Raw genomic sequence first — 20342 nt, forward strand, 5'->3', positions numbered from 1 at the left:
AATGAACGTGAATCGAAAATGGATCAAGTATGGGGTCGTAACATTAGCGGCATCTTCCTTGCTTTTGCAAAACGGGGTTCTGCCATTGGCACCGGTTTCCGCAGCGGCAGCTCAAGCTTCGATATCAAGCAAAATAGTCAAATTAAACGCCACCAGTTATTTAAGCATTCGCGATGCGCATTTTTTAATGCAGGATAAAGGCAAAGTGCTTGCCTTCTCCGTGGCTATAACCAACAACGGCAGTGCACAGCTGGATTTGATGGACTACTGGCTTCGAGTGAAAACAAAGTCGGGTAAGTCGTTCAAATCCACTATTACGGAAGCAGATAAGACAAAAACAACAGTTGCTCCCAAATCAACGGTTTACATAACTTATTTTGCTGTCGTAGATAATCAAACGAAGATTAATGATCTGGCTTTCGAGGTCGTGAAGTGGGACTTTTCGGTGGCTAACTATGAGCGCCGTCTTGGTGTCATACAATATCCGGCCAATGTAACGGATAAAGTGGCCGCTTTCAAGGATACCGTTATGCTTTACAATAACGGCAAAATAAGAGGAGCTATTAAGCAGGCTTACATAACCAAGGATGCGAACAGCGCATATTTGACGATTAATTTTCTGATGGAAAATGTCGGACTTCAGTCCGCTGACTTATCCAAGATGAACTTCTTTGTCCAAACGGAAAGTCTTTCGGTCTATAATGTTAGCGCGGCCGGGCTTGAACAGGCATCGATCCAACCGAAGGAACGCAAGATTGTAACGCTGCACGCCACTATTCCGCTCACTGTTGCGGGCAAACCGCTATCTTTTATCGTTTCTCAGAACGATGATGCTTCCAAAGTACAGCTCCCGGCGGGCGTTTTCTCGCTTCCAGCTTCCAAGGCGGCAGCAGCTACGGCAGTGGGGCAAACGCGGATGGTATATATGGACGGTACACCCGTTAATACAAGCTCAGGGCAGGCTTTTCTGACGCAAGGCTCCGATGACAACCAGGTTTCTCTTGATTTTAAACTAACAAATATTGGAACAGCCTCCATCGCTAACCCGAGTCTTGATTATTTTCTTGTGACTCCATCCGGCACCAGCTATCCTTTAACTTATACGAAAGAAGAAAACGCTGTTCTGCTGCCCAATATTGATAAAACAGTTTCATTATCCGGGGAAATCCCATCAACTGTAAAACCTGAAACAGCGCAGTTGATCGTGAAAACCACGGCAACCGACAAATTGAAATCTTATATTGTAGGGACCTATAACATCCAGTCAACGTCCCAACAGGGCGGACTGGGCAGTGCTTTTGCTTACAACGATTATGATGTTAAGCTGAACTCTATTGAGCGGTCACCGATGGAAGACAACGACATTTTAGTAGCTAATCTAACGGTTACAAACAAGAGTCAAATAACGAAGCAGGTCCCGACGCTCGGCGGCTATTTCATGGTTAACGGAGTGAAGGTAGGTACGGAACAAAAAGCCGTCGCTCTTGATGATTCCATTACAATTGCGCCTGAAGCATCCTATGAACTGGTAGTGTACTCTGAGATTCCATATACCACCGCAATCGATAAAATAACTTTTGTGAGCACCGAGCCTGTTCAGGATAAAGCGGGAAAACAGCTTTACCAGTTCTCCGGCCAGAAGCTCAGCGATATTCCAGTGCGGAATACAGATATCTCATACGATATTACCAATATTGGAAAACGTGCGTCAGTTAAAGTGCTCCGTTCCGCAGTCTTTATAGGAGATGTGAAAAATAACTTCTATGCTGAATTTGAAGCTGTCAATAATGAAACACGCGCAGCGTTGATTGCGAAGCTTGGCGGTTATATCCAAGACAAGAATGGTATCGTAGCTCCTGTTCAGTTTGCAGAAGTGAAAGATAAATTGTCACCAAACGGTAAGGCACTTATATCGGCTTGGGCGGCCATACCAAAGAGCTTCGATACTGCCGCTTACCAGCTCATTCTTGGTCAAGCGATAACGAGTGGCGGAGGAACAGGAGGATCTACGGGAACAGGGAGTAACGGCTCAACCACCGACGGCAGCGGCTCGGGTACCGGTACAACAGATCAAAGCGTTGTCATTGTCAAACCAATCTCATATTCGCTGAGCGGCTCCAACGGTCCATCAACTAAGACGCAGCTGACGGATATTAACTTTGCGGGGTATACATTGAACCTGCGTCATATAAATGCCTTCTTGAATGTGACTGGTGAATTTAGCGTGCAGGGGTTAAAGCTGACCATGGATTACAGCCTGGTTAAGGATGACCAATATGATTATATTGCCGGCGATCACAAGCTGCTAATCGAATTCGTTAACAAAGATACATCGAAAGTGACTTATTCGAAGCAGTATGCTTTGGCTACCGCAGGTGCAAACGAAGAGCTGCTCCCGGAAGCGAAAGACCTCCCGTTAACGGTAACATTCAGTGACCCTGATATTCAGTCGAAAATTCAGAAGTACGATGACTACACTCTAAATATTTACGACGTATTCCAAAATACAAAACTTCTGGTGGCAAGCAAGGATCTGCGCTGGTTCACAATTTCGCAGTAAAGGGAAGGCCCCGCCTGGTGAGATACGACAAAGAGCGGGGCGTCCTTTTTTAGTCGTCACCAGGTAATAGAGACCTTGGACATGCGAGGCGCAGCACTTATTTAAGTGGATGGAAATCTCAAAATCTAGTATGCTAGAAAAAATGCTAGAAGAGAGGGGCAACGTGTTTTGCGGTATAAAATGTGGAAGTTGTCGGCGGCGGTCGTGGTAATCGGAGCCGGGCTGTGGGCAAGCTTTCAGTGGCATTCGTTGGCGGAGGGGGAGGTTAGCACCGCTACTCCGGGAAGTGTTGACGATCCGGTTGTTACGAAGAGTTACGTAGACCAGAAAATAGCCGCTTTAAACGGCAATCCGGATAACACCGGCAGTACTGATAATAATAATACAGGTAAAACAGCAATCAATATTGTAGATGTGCCGCCAGGACAAACCTTGATTGCCAAGGATGGCGCACAAGCTGTTGTAAGGGCAGGCAGAGCGGTCGCTTATAGTGCCGATTCGAACGGCATTGCTGACGTGACCGACGGTACAGATATTCAGAACGGCAGTCGCGTTCCGAATAACCATCTCATTCTCTTCCCCAGGGGTGGCCGGGGCTTAATGCCGGAAGCCGGACAAAAGAACGGCCTGACGGTAATGGTCATGGGCGCATATGAGGTTAAGGTGCCCGAAGAGCTGTCGAAATAGTACAAGAACAGGCGAACTGCATAAGACCAGTGAACCGAAGAACGGAAGAACGGAAGAACGGGTACATACAAACCTCTACTGTATAACGAGTTACATTTTACCCTTGCTGACAAAAAGTTATGCGCTTCAAAGACGAGGATGGAGGCACAATAAAGCCACATCCTTTTCTAACTCACTGGAGGTGCATGACGATGGCAAGACGATCTTCCAATCAAGTGGTTGTTCCCGAATCCCGTGAAGCGCTCCGCCAGATGAAGTATGAAATTGCTGCAGAGCTCGGTTTAATGGTTGGCGCTATAACGCCGGACCGATTGGGCCATACGGAGTTTGCTTCCGAATTAGGCTCTCTTGGTTCATCCTCGGGTGAGGCGGGCACCGTTCCATGGGCGCAGCTTGCGACAAGGGACGCGGGTTCCGTAGGCGGGTATATTACGCGAAAGTTGGTCCAACAGGCTGAACAAGCATTGAACCAGCTGTAAAACCGAGCAGATGGCATTGACACAAAGCGACAGTTTCGGTATCATACTGTTTTAGAGAGTTGTCATGAGACCTTTTCCACCTCGGAAAAGGTTCATTTTTTGGAATCGAAACGTTCAACGTTAGATCCTGAGGGACGTTGATGTCTTTATAGTCCCGGTTTCCAGGTATTTTATCCATCATACTTAGATTATTAAAGCTGTAGGAGGTTGAAATCAGATGTCACTTAAAGGACGTCACTTGTTTACATCAGAGTCAGTAACGGAAGGACATCCCGACAAAATTTGCGACCAAATTTCGGACGCCGTGCTCGACGCATTCCTCGAAGCGGATCCTTATGCCCGTGTAGCATGCGAAGTATCGGTTGCAACCGGTCTGGTTCTTGTTATCGGAGAAATAAGCAGCCGCGCGGATTACGTTGATATTCCGGCTATCGTGCGCCGCACGATTAAGGATATCGGCTATACCCGTGCGAAATACGGCTTCGATTCCAGCACATGTGCCGTGCTAACCTCGCTTAACGAGCAATCGGCCGATATAGCGCAGGGCGTTAACGCTGCGCTTGAATCGCGCGATGGCAAAGACATGCTGCAGGAGAACGAGGATATCGGTGCCGGCGACCAAGGCTTGATGTTTGGCTTCGCTGCGAACGAAACACCTGAGCTTATGCCGCTTCCAATTGCATTATCGCATCGTATCGCCCGTCGTTTGGCGGAGGTTCGTAAGGACGGTACGCTCGACTATCTTCGTCCGGACGGAAAAACGCAGGTTACGATAGAATATGTCGACGGAAAACCGCAGCGCGTGGACACCATTGTCGTTTCTACTCAGCATGCGGAAGAGATATCGCTTGAGCAAATTCAAGCGGACATTCTTGAGCAAGTAATTAAACCGGTAGTTCCGGCGGAATGGCTTGATGGTGAAACGAAATACTTCATTAATCCGACCGGCCGCTTCGTTATTGGCGGTCCTCAAGGCGATGCGGGCTTGACCGGGCGCAAAATTATTGTCGATACGTATGGCGGCTATGCACGCCATGGCGGAGGCGCCTTCTCCGGGAAGGATCCGACAAAGGTTGACCGTTCCGCGGCTTATGCAGCGCGTTATGTGGCGAAGAACCTCGTAGCGGCAGGACTGGCCGATAAATGCGAGATCCAGCTTGCGTATGCGATTGGCGTTGCCAATCCTGTATCGATTAGTGTCGATACGTACGGAACAGGCACAGTGAGCGATGAGAAGCTGGTTGAGGTAATCAAGAAGAATTTCGACCTTCGTCCGGCAGGCATTATCAAGATGCTTGACCTGCGCCGCCCGATTTACGCGAAAACGGCTGCATACGGACATTTCGGACGGACTGATATTGATGCTCCTTGGGAGCGCGTAGACAAAGCGGAGCAATTGAAAGCAGATGCTTCAGCATAATTAACTTCTAAGGAAACCGCTCCTTCGCCGGAGCGGTTTTTTTTGTTATTTATATCCAAACCCTTCATTTCAGACGGCTCTTGACCGAAAATTATTATACGAGTGTGACTATTGGGGAGTGGTTAACGTTGTTTCGTAAGAAAAGGACTATTTCGTTTCTATTAGCAGCTCTATTAATGGTGCAATTCAGCATAGGCGGTATTTCGTACAAGCCTCAACGGGTGTCGGCCGCTTCCAGTGGGCCGGCAGTATTAAGCACCTCACCCTCAGCTGGAGCCTCGAATGTGCTTACAAATGCTAAGCTCGTTCTGACCTTTGATGAGAATGTGGTGAAGGGATCAGGGGCGGCTGCGATTTCTATCCGCAGAATAAGCGACAATGAACTGTTTGAATCCTATATCGCGGCTTCGGATAGCCATGTCCAGATCGGAACGACCGCAAGAAATGTCGTCACAATTACGCCAAGCAAGCCCTTTGCCGTTAATACAAGCTATTATGTGTATATTGATGCCGGCGCGTTCGTTAATGAGAGCAATAACGCTAATTATGCAGGCATGACAAGTACGGCGGCATGGTATTTCACGACTATGCAGACCGCGGACACGACACCGCCGTCTCTTACTTCTGTAGCGCCTGTTAATGGAGGTACTGCCGTGATTGGCACAACGCTTTCGTTGAGTTTCAACGAGCCTGTTTATGCAGCTAATGGCAGTATTTCCATCAGTAATATCAATCAACCCGGGGATACGCGGTCGGTTGCGGTAGTATCAGGCAGCGTAACGGGGAGTTCATCGAATTTGATAACCGTGCAGCTCGGAAGCACTTTACAGCCAAGCAGCCAATATGAAGTGACCGTACCAAGCGGCGCTTTCCAGGATGCTTCCGGTAATAGCTTTGCCGGCGTCAGTGCAAATGAGTGGCGTTTTACAACCTCGGCACCTCCGCTGGGGACGCCGACGCTCCAGCCCGCCGATAATGGCTATTCTGTCGGTATAGGAAGTAATCTTGTACTGACTTTCCCTGTCAATGTCGCCGTAAACACAGGGAACATTAGAATCAACAGGATTTCCGACAACAGTACTTTTCAAACGATTAGCGTGAACTCACCTGAAGTGACTGTCAACGGTACGGTTGTAACGGTCGACCCGCCCGCCGATTTGGCAGGCAGTACCGGGTATTATATTCTGGTCGACACCGGTGCATTTAAGGACGCGGGAAACGATACGATTCTATACCAGGGGATTTCGGATGCGTCCTACTGGAACTTTACGACCGACCCGGGCGACGATAATACCGCCCCAACGCTTGCTGGGGACCGAAGGCCGCTGAATGTCCAAACGACGCCGACTTTGGATATGGAGATGAATTTCAGCGAACCGGTATATCAAGGCTCGGGCAATATCGTTGTCAGAAGCTTGCCGGGCGGTACAGTATTCGCCACTATTCCGGTGACCTCCAGCAAGGTGAGCGGCGGCGGTACAGCCAAAATCACGATCAAGGATTCGGGTCTGGTTTTCGTGAATAATACGTCTTACTATGTGGAAATCGGCGGGCAAGCGTTTCACGATATGAAGGGAAACAATTTTGCAGGAATATCGGGCTCGGGCGGCTGGCAGTTCATCGTTACCCAAGATGTGCAGAAGCCCACTGTCATTTCGCTGACTCCGGCAAACAATGCGTCAACCGTTGCCCTATCCGGCGTGAATCTGGAAGCCTTGTTCAATGAGCCGGTGCAGCTCGGGGAGACACCCCTGATAAAGATTAAACGCGTGTCAGACAGCAGCAATTCTCCTGTGACGACCAAATTATCAATTGACCCGCACAATAACCGTAAATTGTTGATAACTCCCGAGAGCCCTATGGCTCCCAACACCAATTACTATGTGGAAATGACAAACGGCACGATATCGGATCTCGCCGGAAATAAGTATGACGGCATTCTGAATCAATACCAGTGGACATTCAAAACGGTCAGTTCGTCTTCCGGCGCGCCTGTCGTTTCAAATGCGGAAGTGCTGGGCACCAATAGAATCGTGTTGACTTTTAATAGTACGCTCGATACGGGCTCTGTACCGGTGCCTGCCAATTTTTACGTCACTATTAATGCTGCGGTTCGTCCGGTAACCGATATTCAGATAAGCGGGCAGACTGTCACTTTGACGATGCAGGGCACTATCGCCGCCGGCCAGCTTATAAAAGTGTCCTACTCCGCGGGAGAGAAGCCGATCAAATCTCTGGCGGGTAATGCTGCTGCAAGCTTCTCGAATCGCGATGTTTCGAACTCTCCGGACAGCACGGTGCCCAGACAGCTTAGCGGGACTGTGAACGGAAATACGATTATACTTCTGTTTAATGAAGAACTGGGCCAGATCAGCCCTAGCGCCTACAGCCAGTTTACCGTCTACATCGACGGCTCGGCACGAAGCGTAGTCCAAGCATCGGGGAGCGGCAGCGTAGTATTTATCACATTTAACGGTACTGCGGTGGCAGCAGCGCAGTCTGTGTCATTGTCCTACTATGCTTCATCCTACTCTTTGAAAGACCCGGCCGGCAATGCCGTACCATCCTTCAGCAGCTTCAATATCCGCAATGGGGATGATACCAAAGTCCCTGTATTGCAAACCATATCGGCTTCGGCCGGCACGATAACGCTTGTTTATGACGAATCGCTGAATCCAGCGATGAAGCCGCTAGTGAGCGCTTTCACCGTCCTTGTTAATGGCACTGTGAGGGCTGTTACTTCGATCAGCATTTCTGGACCCCAAGTACTGCTCACATTGGCTTCTCCGACTGCTGCAAGCGACAGCGTGTTCGTCTCCTATAACGGAAGCTCGCCTTCGCTATCCGATTTCAGCGGAAATGCCGCTGCGCCGTTCAGCAGTATGTCGGCAAACGGCGGCACAGGAGCTTCAGCCATTTCGTTCAATGGCGCAGTAGCTAAAGCGGGAGTCGTTACGTTAACCTTCTCGACTATGCTCAGTAATTCTTATATCCCGTCATCAACCCAATTTACCGTAAAGGTGAATAACGTTTCCCGACCGGTTTCATCCGTCACGATAAACGGTTCGGCCGTAACGCTTAATCTCTTTACTCCTATAGCTGTCGGGGATACGGTGACGGTCGGGTATACCGCATCCGGATTAACGCTGCGTTCATCAGCCGGGGTGCAGGCGGCTTCGTTCACCGACGTCAACGCGGCAAATCAAACGACATGGTCGGACAATGCTTCAGGCGATTTTGAAGCGGCGCCGGACGGCGGATTGGCGATCAGGAAGTCTGCAGCCACGACAACAGCCGGAGTTTCACCGGCAGGCAGGTCAGCTAATCAATATATACTTACATCGGAAAAGATAACATCCGCCTTCAAGACGGTCCGTACTGTCGGCGGAATGGTGCCGAGAGTACAGTTCACCATTCCGGAAACGGAAAACGCCGGAATTGTTGCGATTTCACTAGGCGCTCTTGAGGATGTTAAGAAGGTAACGCCGGATGCATCTTTCGCCGTCGCCTATAAAGATACAACCTACGAGATCCCGCTCAGCACACTGGATTACACCCAGCTCGGGCAGGTGATGAATGCGGTGAGTGCAGTCGGACAGCTGGTTGTATCCATTGACACGAATGCGAACGCACTTGCTTCCTCACTTACATCCGCATTGAATGCCGCAAAGGCTCAGATGATGGTAAGCCCGGTGAGCTATGAGCTTGCGGTAACGAACGGCTCTCAAACGAAAGCGATAGATAATTTGAAAGGGTATGTAACCCGCACGATCAAAACATCGGGGATTTTGGATCCGCGCCAAACCGCGGTCGTCTGGCTGGATCCGCAAACCGGGAAACCGGCTTATGTGCCGACTCACATTGAATCGTCAAACGGGCAATCGGTCATAACCTTTCAGCGGAAGGGAAACAGTGTTTATACTGTAGTCAAGGGTTCCGTGAACTTTACGGATGTGGGCAAGCATTGGGCGAGGAACGATATTTTGCTGCTTGCGAATAAATATATTGCCGAAGGCAGCACGCTGACAACCTTCGCGCCGGAAAAGGCGATCACCCGCGGAGAGTTTGCAATGTTCATCGCAAAAGGGTTAGGGCTATCCGGCGATAAGCAAGCGGCTTCCAGATTCAACGATGTCGATACCTCGGCAGCTGTCGCAGCCTATATCGGCGCTGCAGCGAACGCAGGAATTGTACAGGGCATGACGGATGGTTCGTTTAAAGCCGCCAGCCTAGTGACGCGAGAACAAATGGCCTCCATGATGATTCGCGCCGCTAGTGCGGCAGGCGTACAAATCACACTCACCCAAGACGCATCGGCCATATTAAAGAGATTTAACGACCGGGGCAAAATCGGCACGTGGGCGCAGAACGATACTGCCAAGGCTGTGCAGGCGGGAATTATTAACGGAATGTCGGCATCGACTTTCAGCGGCAAGTCAAATGCAACCCGTGCGCAGGCAGCGGTGATGGTAAGACGGCTGCTGTCCTATATCAACTTTCTGGACGCATAGACAATCGTAGAACAATAGCGGTTTATAAACTATTCGGTCGAAAGGATCGGATAGTTTTTTCTTTTCGGTCGAAGGATGTTGATAGGACTCTTCTATCAGACACAACTTGAACGTAACTTTTTCCACCTTTTGATAGTCTATAGCTAATAGACTTTAAGATGGGAGAGTTGTCTGAAACATGAGTAAACGGGTGAAGAAGAAACAGACGAGGACGTTCAATAAGCGGAATGCAGCTCAAAAACGATTGCTCATATTGACATTGGGGGCGTCACTGCTGGCACAGCCGCTCACTATAGCTGTTCCTGCGGCGGTATCTGCAGAAAGCGACGTGCAGTCGTCGGCAGCGGCGCAAAGCGTGCAGCAGCAGCTTGTAGCGGTCTATGAAGAAATGATAACGGCAGGGGCGAAACGTGTCGATTATCAGTGGAAGAATAAAATAGGTGAAGGAGCCCAACTAAGCAATGTGCACGTCATCGAAGTCGATTTGACCAATCCGAATGTGAAGCTGGATGTTATGAACGGGAAGACGGGCGCCATTACCGGATATGGCTCGACAGGCAGTATGGTGAAAAATAGCGGCGCCGTCGCTGGTGTAAACGCTGACTATTTCAATACAGCAGGTAAAGGTGTTCCGATGGGGGCCGAGGTACAGGGCGGTACACTTGTGGCCAGTCCTTCGCTGCTGAAGGGAATGTACGCGTTCGCGGTTACGAAAGACCGGAAACCGCTGATCGATTTATTCAGCTTCAACGGTACGATAACGGCGGCAGACGGTGCAACGTTCCCGCTTGCAGGGATCAATAAAGCTGCTTATATGACTGAACCTGATAACGGATACAGTCATGCGAATGCAATGTACATATACACCAGCGCATGGACCGCCCCGCGCCCCGATGCGAAAGACAGTTCCACTACGCCGACTGAAGTGCTTGTGCAGAATGGAATTGTCATGCAAATTGCGGACAACTCCATGATACCGGGCACTCCGCCGGCAGACGGCTATATTCTGCGTACGCACGGCAAAGCCGCCGATTTTGTGCGCGCGCATCTGCAGGTCGGCCAGCAGATATCGTCGAGCTACGCCCTCGTTTCACAAACGACGGGCCAGACGTTCCAGCAAGATCAGCTCCAGATGCTCGTGGGGGGCCATACGATTCTCGTCGACCAGGGAAAAGCGGCTGCATTCTCAAGAGACGTCAGCGGTATCAGCCCGTCGGGCGACAGGGCGCGTACAGCAGTAGGATACAATCAGGACGGAACGAAGGTTATGATCGTCACGGTTGAAGACAGTGATAACAGCAAGGGGGTGAACCTTGCTGAGCTTCAGCAGCTATTGGTGCAATTAGGCGTATGGCGCGCCGTTAATCTGGATGGCGGCGGATCGACGACAATGGTGACCCGGCCGCTTGGCGAGTTTGACGCCGAGCTTACCGCTCCGACTGAATATGGCACCGTACAGCGCCTTGTTCCAAGCGGGCTGGGCGTTTACACGACTGCCCCGCAAGGGGAGCTCAAGGGGATAAAAGCAAGCGGAAGCGGCGCGCTGTTCATCGGGCAGCAGGCTGCCTATGAAATGAAAGCATACGATACCTATTACAACCCTGTCGATCCGGGAAGTCTTACGCCGACCTGGAAGATTGCCGATGCACTGGGCACGATTTCCGGTAACACGTTTACGGCCGCCAAGGCGGGCACGACAACGCTGACTGTTAAATCCGGCAGCGTAAGCGACGAACTTCCGATTGAGGTCATTGGAGGAGCACAAATCGCACAAATGACCATCGAAGCGGATTCGCCGGTTCTGGAGCAGGGCAAAACATTATCGGTTCCGGTAAGTGTGGTATTGGAAGACGGCCGCAAGATGACGATTCCGGCTTCCTCGCTGAAGTGGGAGATGCATGGCTTTACAGGGACGATGCAGGGGGACTCGCTAACGATCGGTTCCGTGACTCCCGGAGCGGCTGCCGGGTATCTTATTGCCCGCTATGATGGATTCTCGACTGTAGCCGTGCTGGCGACCGGTACGGACAAGAAATTTGAAAATTTCGATAAAGTGACCTACCCAATTACATTCTCGGGTACGAATGGTGTAAGTGGGACTGTGGGCCTTGTTTCAGGACTTTCGGATGACGCGGCGTCAAATGCGCTTCAGCTTTCCTATGATTTCACGGGAGGCAGCGGCACGAAAGCGGCTTATGCGGCTCTGGACGGCTCCGGCCGGAATGTGGAAGGGAGCCCCTCAGCCATCACTATGGATGTCCTGGGCGATAACAGCCTCAACTGGCTGCGCGCTGAATTTATCGATAAGGCAGGCAAATCGCATCTCGTAACACTGGCCGATCAAATCGATTGGACCGGATGGAAGCAGTTAAAGGTCAACCTGCCGAGCGATAAAATGACTTATCCGCTCAAGCTGAAGCGTATCTATGTTGCATCGATCGCGGACGGTCAGGACGAGCGGGCAATTAGCGGTTCAGTCGCGTTTGATAATATCAGCTTTCAATACCCTGCTGCCGTTGCGGAGCCTGCGCGCACGGCGATCCAGCTGAAGATCGGCTCCAAGTGGGCGAAGGTGGGCGGACAAGCGACGAAGATGGATGTAGCGCCGCTGCTGCTCGGTGGTACGACTTATCTGCCGCTTCGCTTTGTTACCGAAGCAATGGGCGCAGAAGTCGACTGGGAGCAGACGGCCAAGCGAGTCACGGTGCTGAGAGGCAGCAAGCTGCTCGAAATGTGGCTTGGCCGGCAAGAGTTTATTGTGAACGGAATACGGATGAAATCCGAAATTGCCCCTATCACCAGAGGAGGACGAACGCTGGTCCCGATCAGGCTTGTATCCGAGCAATTAGGCCTAACCGTAAATTGGGATGGAAAATTGGGCACGATTTCCGTCGAATGATGTGGACGCTGCCGGGCTATTCTGTGATATGATAGGCATAGAAGATTTGAAGAAAGTGGGACGAGCAAAACGTGGATTATCGTATTGACGATATCGATCGCGTCATTAAAAACGCCGTTCTGGTGATGGAGGAAAGCAAATATCAGATTTTTGAAATTTGCGAGTCCGCACGTAAAGAATTGTTTTCGCTCGGCCAGGAATTGAATCAGGTGCTCAGTGAGGCGGCCGAGATTATCGACAAGGTCGACAGACTGGAGCTGGACTATCGGCGGGCGCGGATACGACTGACTGAAGTAAGCCGCGATTTTGTCCGATATAAGGAAGAGGATATCAAAGCCGCCTATGAGAAGGCGACCCAGCTGCAGCTGGATCTGATGGTTTTCCGGGAGAAGGAAGGATATCTGAGGGCGCGTCGCGATGAGCTGCAGAAGCGGGTTCGCAATGTCGATCAGTCGATTGAACGGGCCGAGATGATAGGATCCCAGATCAACGTCGTTCTCGATTACTTATCCGGCGACTTGAATCAGGTGACGCGCATTCTTGAATCGGCCCAAAACAGGCAGCAAATCGGACTGAAAATTATTTTGGCGCAGGAAGAAGAACGCAAAAGGATCGCAAGGGAAATTCATGATGGTCCTGCTCAATCTCTCGCCAATATAGTTCTTAGGACGGAAATTGCAGAAAGAATGCTCGTAAAGAAGGAATTTCAATTAGTACAGGAAGAATTAATAGACTTGAAGGGTCAGGTTCGCTCCGGTCTCCAGGAAATCCGCAAAATCATTTTCAATTTGCGCCCAATGGCATTGGATGACCTGGGACTGGTGCCTACTCTAAGGAAATATGTCCAGGATTTTGAGGAGAAGACCAAGATTCGGACGATATTCGACACAATCGGAAAGGAAATGCGGCTGCCCTCTGCAATGGAAGCCGGCATATACCGGATGGTCCAGGAAGCTTTCAGCAATGCCTTAAAGCATGCGAATCCTTCTTACGTCGCATTGGACCTTACCTATCAAGCACAGATGGTGAAGATTGTCGTTAAGGATAATGGCGTCGGTTTCCATGTCGATCTGATTGAATCCCGGGCTAAAGACAGTGCACATTTCGGACTGATTGGAATGCGTGAACGAGTCGAGTTATTGGAAGGGAGGATGGAGATCGAATCGGCGATTAACGAGGGGACGAAAGTAACGATTCATATCCCCATCAACGTAGAGCAGAGAAAGGAGTAAACTGACGATGGATCAAAGAGCAACGACCGGCAAACGTAAAATCAAGGTGCTGATTGCTGACGATCACCAATTATTCCGAGAGGGACTCAAGCGAATACTCAATATGGAAGACGATCTGGAGGTCATCGGCGAATGTAACGACGGGATTCAGGTACTCGAGTTTTGCAACGAGAACAAGCCTGAAGTTGTTCTTATGGACATTAACATGCCGATAGAGAACGGGGTCGTCGCAACCGAACGTCTGCGCGATATTTTCCCCGATGTGAAAGTCATTATTTTATCCATTCACGACGATGAAAGCTATGTCTTCGAAACGCTCCGCAAGGGCGCATCCGGCTATTTACTTAAGGATATGGAGGCGGAAGCGCTCGCAAATGCAATCCGTTCCGTGGTTAGCGGTTATGCCTATATTCATCCGAAGGTGACGGGCAAACTCATTAATCAGCTGCGCCGTATGACATATCTCGATGAGATCGGGTCTACATCCGGGGCTGCCGCGGGCCGTGAAGCAGGAGTGAAATTCGTACCCAGCGAGAATAATCCTCTTACGCGCCGCGAGGCGGAAGTGCTCCGTTTGATGGCGGAAGGCAAGAGCAACAAGATGATAGGCGAATATTTGTTTATCAGCGAAAAAACGGTGAAAAACCATGTGAGCAGCATTCTTCAGAAAATGGAAGTCGACGACCGGACGCAGGCTGTTATCAACTCCATCAAATTCGGCTGGGTGACGCTCTAGCGCTGCTGAATTACATAAACAAAGACAAGGCTTCCGCTTATAGGCGGAGGTCTTTTCCTGCGCATCAGTAGTGCCAAGATGTTGGCGTGCGGGGCGGGCAGCCCGAGTTTTTTCCAAGTATCCCAGTAGGGGAAATAAATATATTTTGTTTCGTAAGCCGCCGACCCACCCAAAATTGAAGCTTGTTTAGAACTATATGCATATATCCGAAATACAATCTTTAAAACTACTGGGAGGTAACAGACAATGAAAAGCAAAATTGCAGTACTAACAGCGGTTGTCGCCGTCAGCATGATGACCGGCACGGCATTCGCAGCGCAAGGCGGAAATAAAGAACACAAGGAAAAGCCGGGCCGGACGGTTTCGGAATCGGTCTATTGGAAAGATGATACTACAGTTACAGGATCCGTTTATGATGATAAATCGGTTACCGGTTCCGTATACGGGCATAACGGGGCCCACGGCCTGATCAATGCCTATGAAAATGTGAAGGACAAGCCTGCTGGCGAGCGTATCGCCCTGCTGCTCAAAACGAAATACAACATCGAAGTGAATGCCGATACGGACCTTAAAGCTTTGGCCGATTCCCTCGCGAAGCAAGGCAAGGTTGAAGCGGCTGCTGTTATTCAAGCGGCGGTGGTACAGAGCGATGTTACAAATATCGAACAGTATAAAAAGCTGAGTAAGCTGAAAGCAAAGCTGGGGCAAAAAGGCATCAAAACTTATGTTAATGGCGTTGCGGCCAAATTCGACGTGCCTCCGGTGGTGAAAGAAGGGCGTACGCTGGTACCGTTCCGCGCGATTGCGGAATCATTAAAAGCGGAAGTCGTATGGGAAGCTTCGACCAAGACAGTCATCGTTAAACGTGACGGTGTGGAAGTGAAGCTTGTACTCGGCAGCAAGGTCGCCTACATCGGCGGCAAGCAAGTAGCCCTTGATGTCGCGGGCCAAATGAAAAATAACCGTGTGATCGTGCCTATGCGTTTCCTCGGTGAGAGTCTCAAATCAAAGGTCGTCTGGGACGCAGAGACTTCAAGCGTAATTATCCTTGATCAAACGAAATAGACGAATTATGAAATGCCGCCGCCGGAGATGCTCTCCGGCGGCTTCTCGTTTTCCGGCCATGAGGAGGTTAAACAGGATGGAATGAAACGTATGGGATGGGCGCATCAAATGCGCCCTTTTTGCGTTACTCGTCCGTTCGTTTCCGGCACTCATGGGCTGCCAGCAGCATATGATGTCACAAAAAGGAGGTGGCCGCCATGATTCCGGTTTTGCTGTGGATTGTTGGTTGTTACGCCTTGGCGGCAGCTGCAGTCCATGCCGCTTCCGCACTCAGCTGGAGACGCGGGAATGACGTGAAGCATTATGTGCTCATAGCGGGCAACCAGCAGCTGCAGATGGAATGGTATATGCGTTCGCTCCGCCGTTTTTCACATTTTACCGGGACTGAAGTGAAGGTTACGGTTATCGACCGCGGATCGGAAGACGAGACGATCGGTATTGCCAGGTATTTCTCCCGATATGGAATGAACGTGAATATCGCAGCCGAACCCTTGTTCATGTCCGGGCGGAGCTGGTTTGAAGGCGAGGGGTTAATGCCTGGAAATAAAAGCAGCGACGAGCATAGGAGAGCTGAAGCTTATTCGAGCTTCGATCGGCCGGTAGTCGCTCAAGCGGATGAAAACAATGCTGCGCACTGTGAAAGCGGGTTCCGGCCCGAGCGGAGGAGCTCAGCCTGGGCGAGATGGCAACGCTTTCTGACGAGCTGGGGAAGACGCGGCCGCAGAATAAAGCCAGGTGAGGACGAAGACAGCACGGATGTGGAACGGGACCGCCGATTCATCATGGAGCCTTCGCATTTGATGTGGATGCTTCAGGCGGAAGGCATCGTAACCGAACCCGAGCACGCGGTCTTGGTGGATTTGAGAGAACCGGCGGATTTGTCGAAGCTGCCGCTTTAAGGGCTGCAGCCAAGGTACTTGTCAGAGCCGGGCCATTGCTAACTTAAAGGAGGTCGAGGTATAATAAACTCCATATTAATATCGGACGAGTGAAGCACACCCGTATGGCTGCCAGAGACAGCTTGCGGGTGTGCTTTGCGTTTGTTCAGGAATTTTAAGTTTTTTCGAACAGGGGGAAGCTTCAAGTGAAAGTAACGCTGTATGTCATTTTGACCGAAAGAGGCTCAAGGGCGGCGTGGTCCATCGCACCTGAGGTTGATTCGGCCTTCTGGCTTGACGCCGGCTATCGGGAGGTCGTGTATAGCGAGGCTGCCCGGTACGATGCAGGAGCAGGCATCCACACGGACAAGCCTGGTCCCGGCCTGACGGAACGGGTGACCCAGCTGGTATTCCGGGAGCAGCCGATTGCCTTGGGGCTTGCGGTAATGGTTGCAGAGCGATGGCCTGCTGCCGGGAGGCCAATGGATCGCGAGGAGGCGCGCGAGAAGTTAGCGCGCCTGGTAGCGCTTGTACATGGGGCAGAGGAGCGGGCAAGCGCGCTAAGGGAGCCGCTGCCTTTGGCACATGCAGGGCATGTGCCAGGCGCGTGCGGGGGAGCCGCAGGCCGCGCGGGCGCTCAGGCGCTGGCGGTGCAGGCGTGCCGCGCCGCCGCGCTCCTGCAGGGCCGGGCGCTGCTCGGCAGCGAAGCGCTCGCCCTGCTCGCCGCCGCGGATGCGGCGGCAGGCGCAGCGCCGCCGCCCTGGAGCGCGGCAGCTCCCGCGCTGCAGCTGGCCGCGCTCCTCGGCCGGCTGCGCCTGGGCGGCGCGCTCGCCCCGCAGCCGCAGCCCAGGCTGCTGCGGTGGCGGGGTGCGCTTCGCGGCGGCGCCGGGCCGCGCCCGCTTCTCCGCTGCCAGCGCTGCGGCAGCGGCCCGGCGCGCATGCGCCGAACGCCATGCGCTGCATGCGGGCGCATGTGCGCCTACTGCGAGGCGTGCCTCGCTATGGGCCGCAGCCGCGAATGCGGGCTGCTCATCCTCGGCACGTCGGACCTAACCCGGCCGCAACTCGCAGCACCGTCTTCGTCGTCTAATCAAACTCCGATGCGATCGGGCGATAACTCCGAGTCCGTTTCGGCAATCATCGAAAACCGGCTGGCTCAGTGGAACCTTAGTCCGGCACAAGCTTCAGCAGCTGCAAGTGCGCTCCGATTTCTCGAATCGGATGGCCTGCAGAAACAAACCGGCTGGTGGAGGCGGCATCTTCCGGACCGGTTCGCTCCAAACCGCACTCATCCGAATCATTCAGCCGCAGGTCATCAGCGGCAGACTATCCACAACGAAGAAGACGCTGATTCCTGCCGGCGGTTTCTTTTATGGGCAGTGACAGGCGCAGGTAAGACCGAGATGATATTCCCGCTAATTGAAGCATGTCTGAATCGGGGAGGGCGGGCATTGATCGCGACGCCCCGGCGGGACGTTGTACTCGAGCTCAATCCAAGGATTCGCAAGGCGTTTCCTCAGCGGTCCGTGGTCACATTGTACGGCGGCAGTCCCCAGCGGTGGGAGAAGGGCGAGATCACGCTGGCAACGACGCATCAGCTGTTTCGTTTTTATAGAGCTTTCGATCTCGTTGTAATTGACGAGGTAGATGCATTTCCCTATCACGACGACCCTTTACTGCACTATGCAGCCGGTAATGTATGCACACCTGGTGGTGTGAACGTACTGCTCTCGGCCACGCCCCCTGCAGAACTGCGGCGGGAGGCGGAACGGGGGAGGCTTCCGCATGCACGCGTACCGGTCCGATTTCACCGACACCCGCTTCCGGTCCCGGTTCTACTGCCGGTTCCACCGGTCAAGCGGCTTCTCGAACAGAAACACTTACCGCGCCGTCTGACTATGGCAATTCGCACATCCCTAGGCCGAGGAGCGCAGGTATTTGTTTTCGTGCCAAAAATCAGTCAGATTGGTCCGCTCGTGCAGCGTCTTAGAGAAATATTTACTGACGCTGCCATTGACGGAACATCCTCCAAGGATGATGAACGAGGCGACAAAGTGCTGAAATTCCGTGACTGCACAATCCGTTTGCTGGTCACCACGACCATTCTTGAGCGCGGCGTAACCGTCCCGAAGAGCGATGTATTTATTTTCGATGCCGATAGTAAATTGTTCGATGACGCCTCACTCGTACAGATGTCCGGACGGGCAGGACGATCCAGTGACGATCCGGCCGGAAACGTGTATTTCTGCGCTGCGGTCCGCAACCGTGCCCAGCAATCGGCAATTCGGCAAATACGGGGTATGAACAAGCGCGCCGGACGATGCGGCTATTTAGTCGGCAATAATAGAAGGGTGTGACCATGAGACTTTTACAAATAGTCAAGAGATTCTATCCCTCTTTGCTTCACAGCGCCGCCGCACTTCTCTCTCCCGCCCCTATTACATGCCTTATTTGCGCGCGGGCATTTCGTAAGATTCCGCAGCAATCACTTGCGTACAATAAACCCTTGCCGGAAGGGTTGTGTCTTGACTGCTGCGGGAGCATACCGTGGATTACGCGCATCGCTTGTCCCGTATGCGGAAGGCCCGACCCCTGCTCAGACTGCCCGCGCCGGCATAATACCGCCTTCATTTGCAATAGAAGCGCCGTGCGCTATAACGCAGTTATCCGCGAGTGGCTCGCTCTGTACAAATACCGGGGGCATGAAGCGTTGGCCCCGCTGCTTGGAGCTATACTTGATGACGCCTTCGGCCATTTGCGGGACGAGCTTTCCCGGCGTGATGCTTCTTTTATTTTCGATGCTGTAGTACCTGTTCCGCTCAGCCTTGAACGTCTGCAGGAGCGCGGTTTCAATCAAGCGGAACGGATGGCATCATACATTGCGGATCGGAACGGACTGCCTCTCGTTGATATATTAAGGCGTACCCGGCACAGCGATAAACAAAGTTTCAAAACACGCGGTGCAAGGCTGCGCGACACCAGGGACCTGTTTTCGGCGGACGACCGGCTTGCCTCACCCTTATTTGTTCATGCCCGCCGAGTGTCATTGCCTGAGAGCCTGCATTCACTCCCCAGGCTGCGCCTGCTGCTGGTAGACGACATTTACACGACGGGAAGCACCGTTAACGCGTGTGCATCGGCTATCATAGATTCAGTGGACCGCATTCGTACAGGTCTGGTTCCGGAGGTGTATGTGCTTACTTTGGCGCGTTCTTGAGTGAAGCTCATGACCTATGTTTCGAAAAAAAAGGTGAATATTGTCGATAAATCAAGTAGAATTATGCATATCCAAATGTTTCTTGAAAGGGGCAAAGGGCATGAATATCGATAATTGTCCACGCTGCGGAAAATTGTACGCCAAAAATTTTCGGGACGTCTGTCCGGCTTGTATAAAGGAAATCGATCTGGAATATTCACGCTGCGCGGAATATTTACGCAAAAATAAAGGCGCCACCATGCAGGAGCTATCAGATGAAACGGGCGTTGCCGTTAAGTTAATTACAAAATTTATCCGTGAAGGCCGGATTTCTCTAGTCGGCGCGCCCAATCTAGGTTATCCTTGCGAGGTATGCGGAATTCCGATACGCGAAGGCACGATGTGCGAAAGCTGCCGCTCGAGGTTGATCAAGGAAACCGGCCAACTGAAGAACAATTCGAGCGAACAGGCGGACAAGCGCCGGCCCTCCCCGGGTTCGTTTCAAATCAAGGAACGGCAAAAAGACTGATAAACCTTGAACCTTTTCAACATTGACATGATCTGTCTATAAAATTTTATTAAAAGGAAACCGATAATACTTGTAAAGGTTATCGGTTTTTTTTATTGAATATAAGTGATACTAATCCGTTGATAAATTTTGCTTGTATTCTTACCGGGC

At 51.7% G+C, this 20342-nt stretch carries 14 protein-coding genes; 13 read left to right on the plus strand and 1 reads right to left on the minus strand.

The genetic code is table 11. From position 1 onward, the window contains the following. Nucleotides 1-7: 7 nt before the first annotated feature. From KZ483_RS03455 to KZ483_RS03505, 11 genes are all read left to right on the plus strand, one after another. Nucleotides 8-2560 (plus strand): hypothetical protein, encoded by a 2553-nt coding sequence (locus KZ483_RS03455; protein ID WP_220351377.1) that lies wholly within the window; start codon nt 8-10, stop codon nt 2558-2560. 180 nt (nt 2561-2740) lie between these two features. Further along, nucleotides 2741-3247, plus strand: a complete 507-nt coding sequence (locus KZ483_RS03460) for a hypothetical protein (RefSeq protein ID WP_220351378.1) — start codon at nt 2741-2743, stop codon at nt 3245-3247. A 191-nt stretch (nt 3248-3438) separates the two neighbouring features. After that, nucleotides 3439-3726, plus strand: a complete 288-nt coding sequence (locus KZ483_RS03465; protein WP_220351379.1) for an alpha/beta-type small acid-soluble spore protein — start codon at nt 3439-3441, stop codon at nt 3724-3726. 217 nt (nt 3727-3943) lie between these two features. Further along, entirely contained in the window at nt 3944-5146 is a 1203-nt protein-coding gene (metK, locus tag KZ483_RS03470) for a methionine adenosyltransferase (RefSeq protein WP_220351380.1), read from the plus strand. 128 nt (nt 5147-5274) lie between these two features. Next, nucleotides 5275-9657 (plus strand): Ig-like domain-containing protein, encoded by a 4383-nt coding sequence (locus KZ483_RS03475; RefSeq protein ID WP_220351381.1) that lies wholly within the window; start codon nt 5275-5277, stop codon nt 9655-9657. 178 nt (nt 9658-9835) lie between these two features. Next, nucleotides 9836-12556: a stalk domain-containing protein gene (locus KZ483_RS03480; RefSeq protein ID WP_220351382.1), complete on the plus strand. Its 2721-nt coding sequence runs from the start codon at nt 9836-9838 to the stop codon at nt 12554-12556. Between the two features lie 71 nt (nt 12557-12627). Further along, nucleotides 12628-13788: a sensor histidine kinase gene (locus tag KZ483_RS03485; RefSeq protein WP_220351383.1), complete on the plus strand. Its 1161-nt coding sequence runs from the start codon at nt 12628-12630 to the stop codon at nt 13786-13788. A gap of 7 nt (nt 13789-13795) precedes the next feature. After that, a complete protein-coding gene (locus KZ483_RS03490; RefSeq protein ID WP_220351384.1) occupies nt 13796-14524 on the plus strand; it encodes a response regulator in 729 nt (242 codons plus the stop codon). 246 nt (nt 14525-14770) lie between these two features. After that, entirely contained in the window at nt 14771-15589 is an 819-nt protein-coding gene (locus KZ483_RS03495) for a copper amine oxidase N-terminal domain-containing protein (RefSeq protein ID WP_220351385.1), read from the plus strand. Nucleotides 15590-15786: 197 nt separating this feature from the next. Beyond that, nucleotides 15787-16488, plus strand: coding sequence for a hypothetical protein (locus KZ483_RS03500; RefSeq protein ID WP_220351386.1), 702 nt, complete (start codon nt 15787-15789; stop codon nt 16486-16488). Nucleotides 16489-16673: 185 nt separating this feature from the next. Beyond that, complete coding sequence (locus KZ483_RS03505; protein ID WP_258881522.1) at nt 16674-18824, plus strand: helicase-related protein; 2151 nt, start codon at nt 16674-16676, stop codon at nt 18822-18824. Between the two features lie 46 nt (nt 18825-18870). Here KZ483_RS03505 and KZ483_RS03510 read toward each other — a convergent pair whose 3' ends face one another. Then, the gene (locus KZ483_RS03510; protein WP_220351387.1) at nt 18871-19098 is read right to left on the minus strand and encodes a hypothetical protein; all 228 of its coding nucleotides are present in this window, start codon (nt 19096-19098) and stop codon (nt 18871-18873) included. Nucleotides 19099-19114: 16 nt separating this feature from the next. Between KZ483_RS03510 and KZ483_RS03515 the strand changes: the two genes are divergently transcribed. After that, on the plus strand, nt 19115-19684 hold the full coding sequence (locus tag KZ483_RS03515; RefSeq protein ID WP_220351388.1) for a ComF family protein: 570 nt from the start codon (nt 19115-19117) through the stop codon (nt 19682-19684). 100 nt (nt 19685-19784) lie between these two features. Next, nucleotides 19785-20192: a TIGR03826 family flagellar region protein gene (locus KZ483_RS03520; RefSeq protein ID WP_220351389.1), complete on the plus strand. Its 408-nt coding sequence runs from the start codon at nt 19785-19787 to the stop codon at nt 20190-20192. Nucleotides 20193-20342: the final 150 nt, after the last annotated feature.

The sequence above is a fragment of the Paenibacillus sp. sptzw28 genome (assembly GCF_019550795.1).
Taxonomy (GTDB): domain Bacteria; phylum Bacillota; class Bacilli; order Paenibacillales; family Paenibacillaceae; genus Paenibacillus_Z.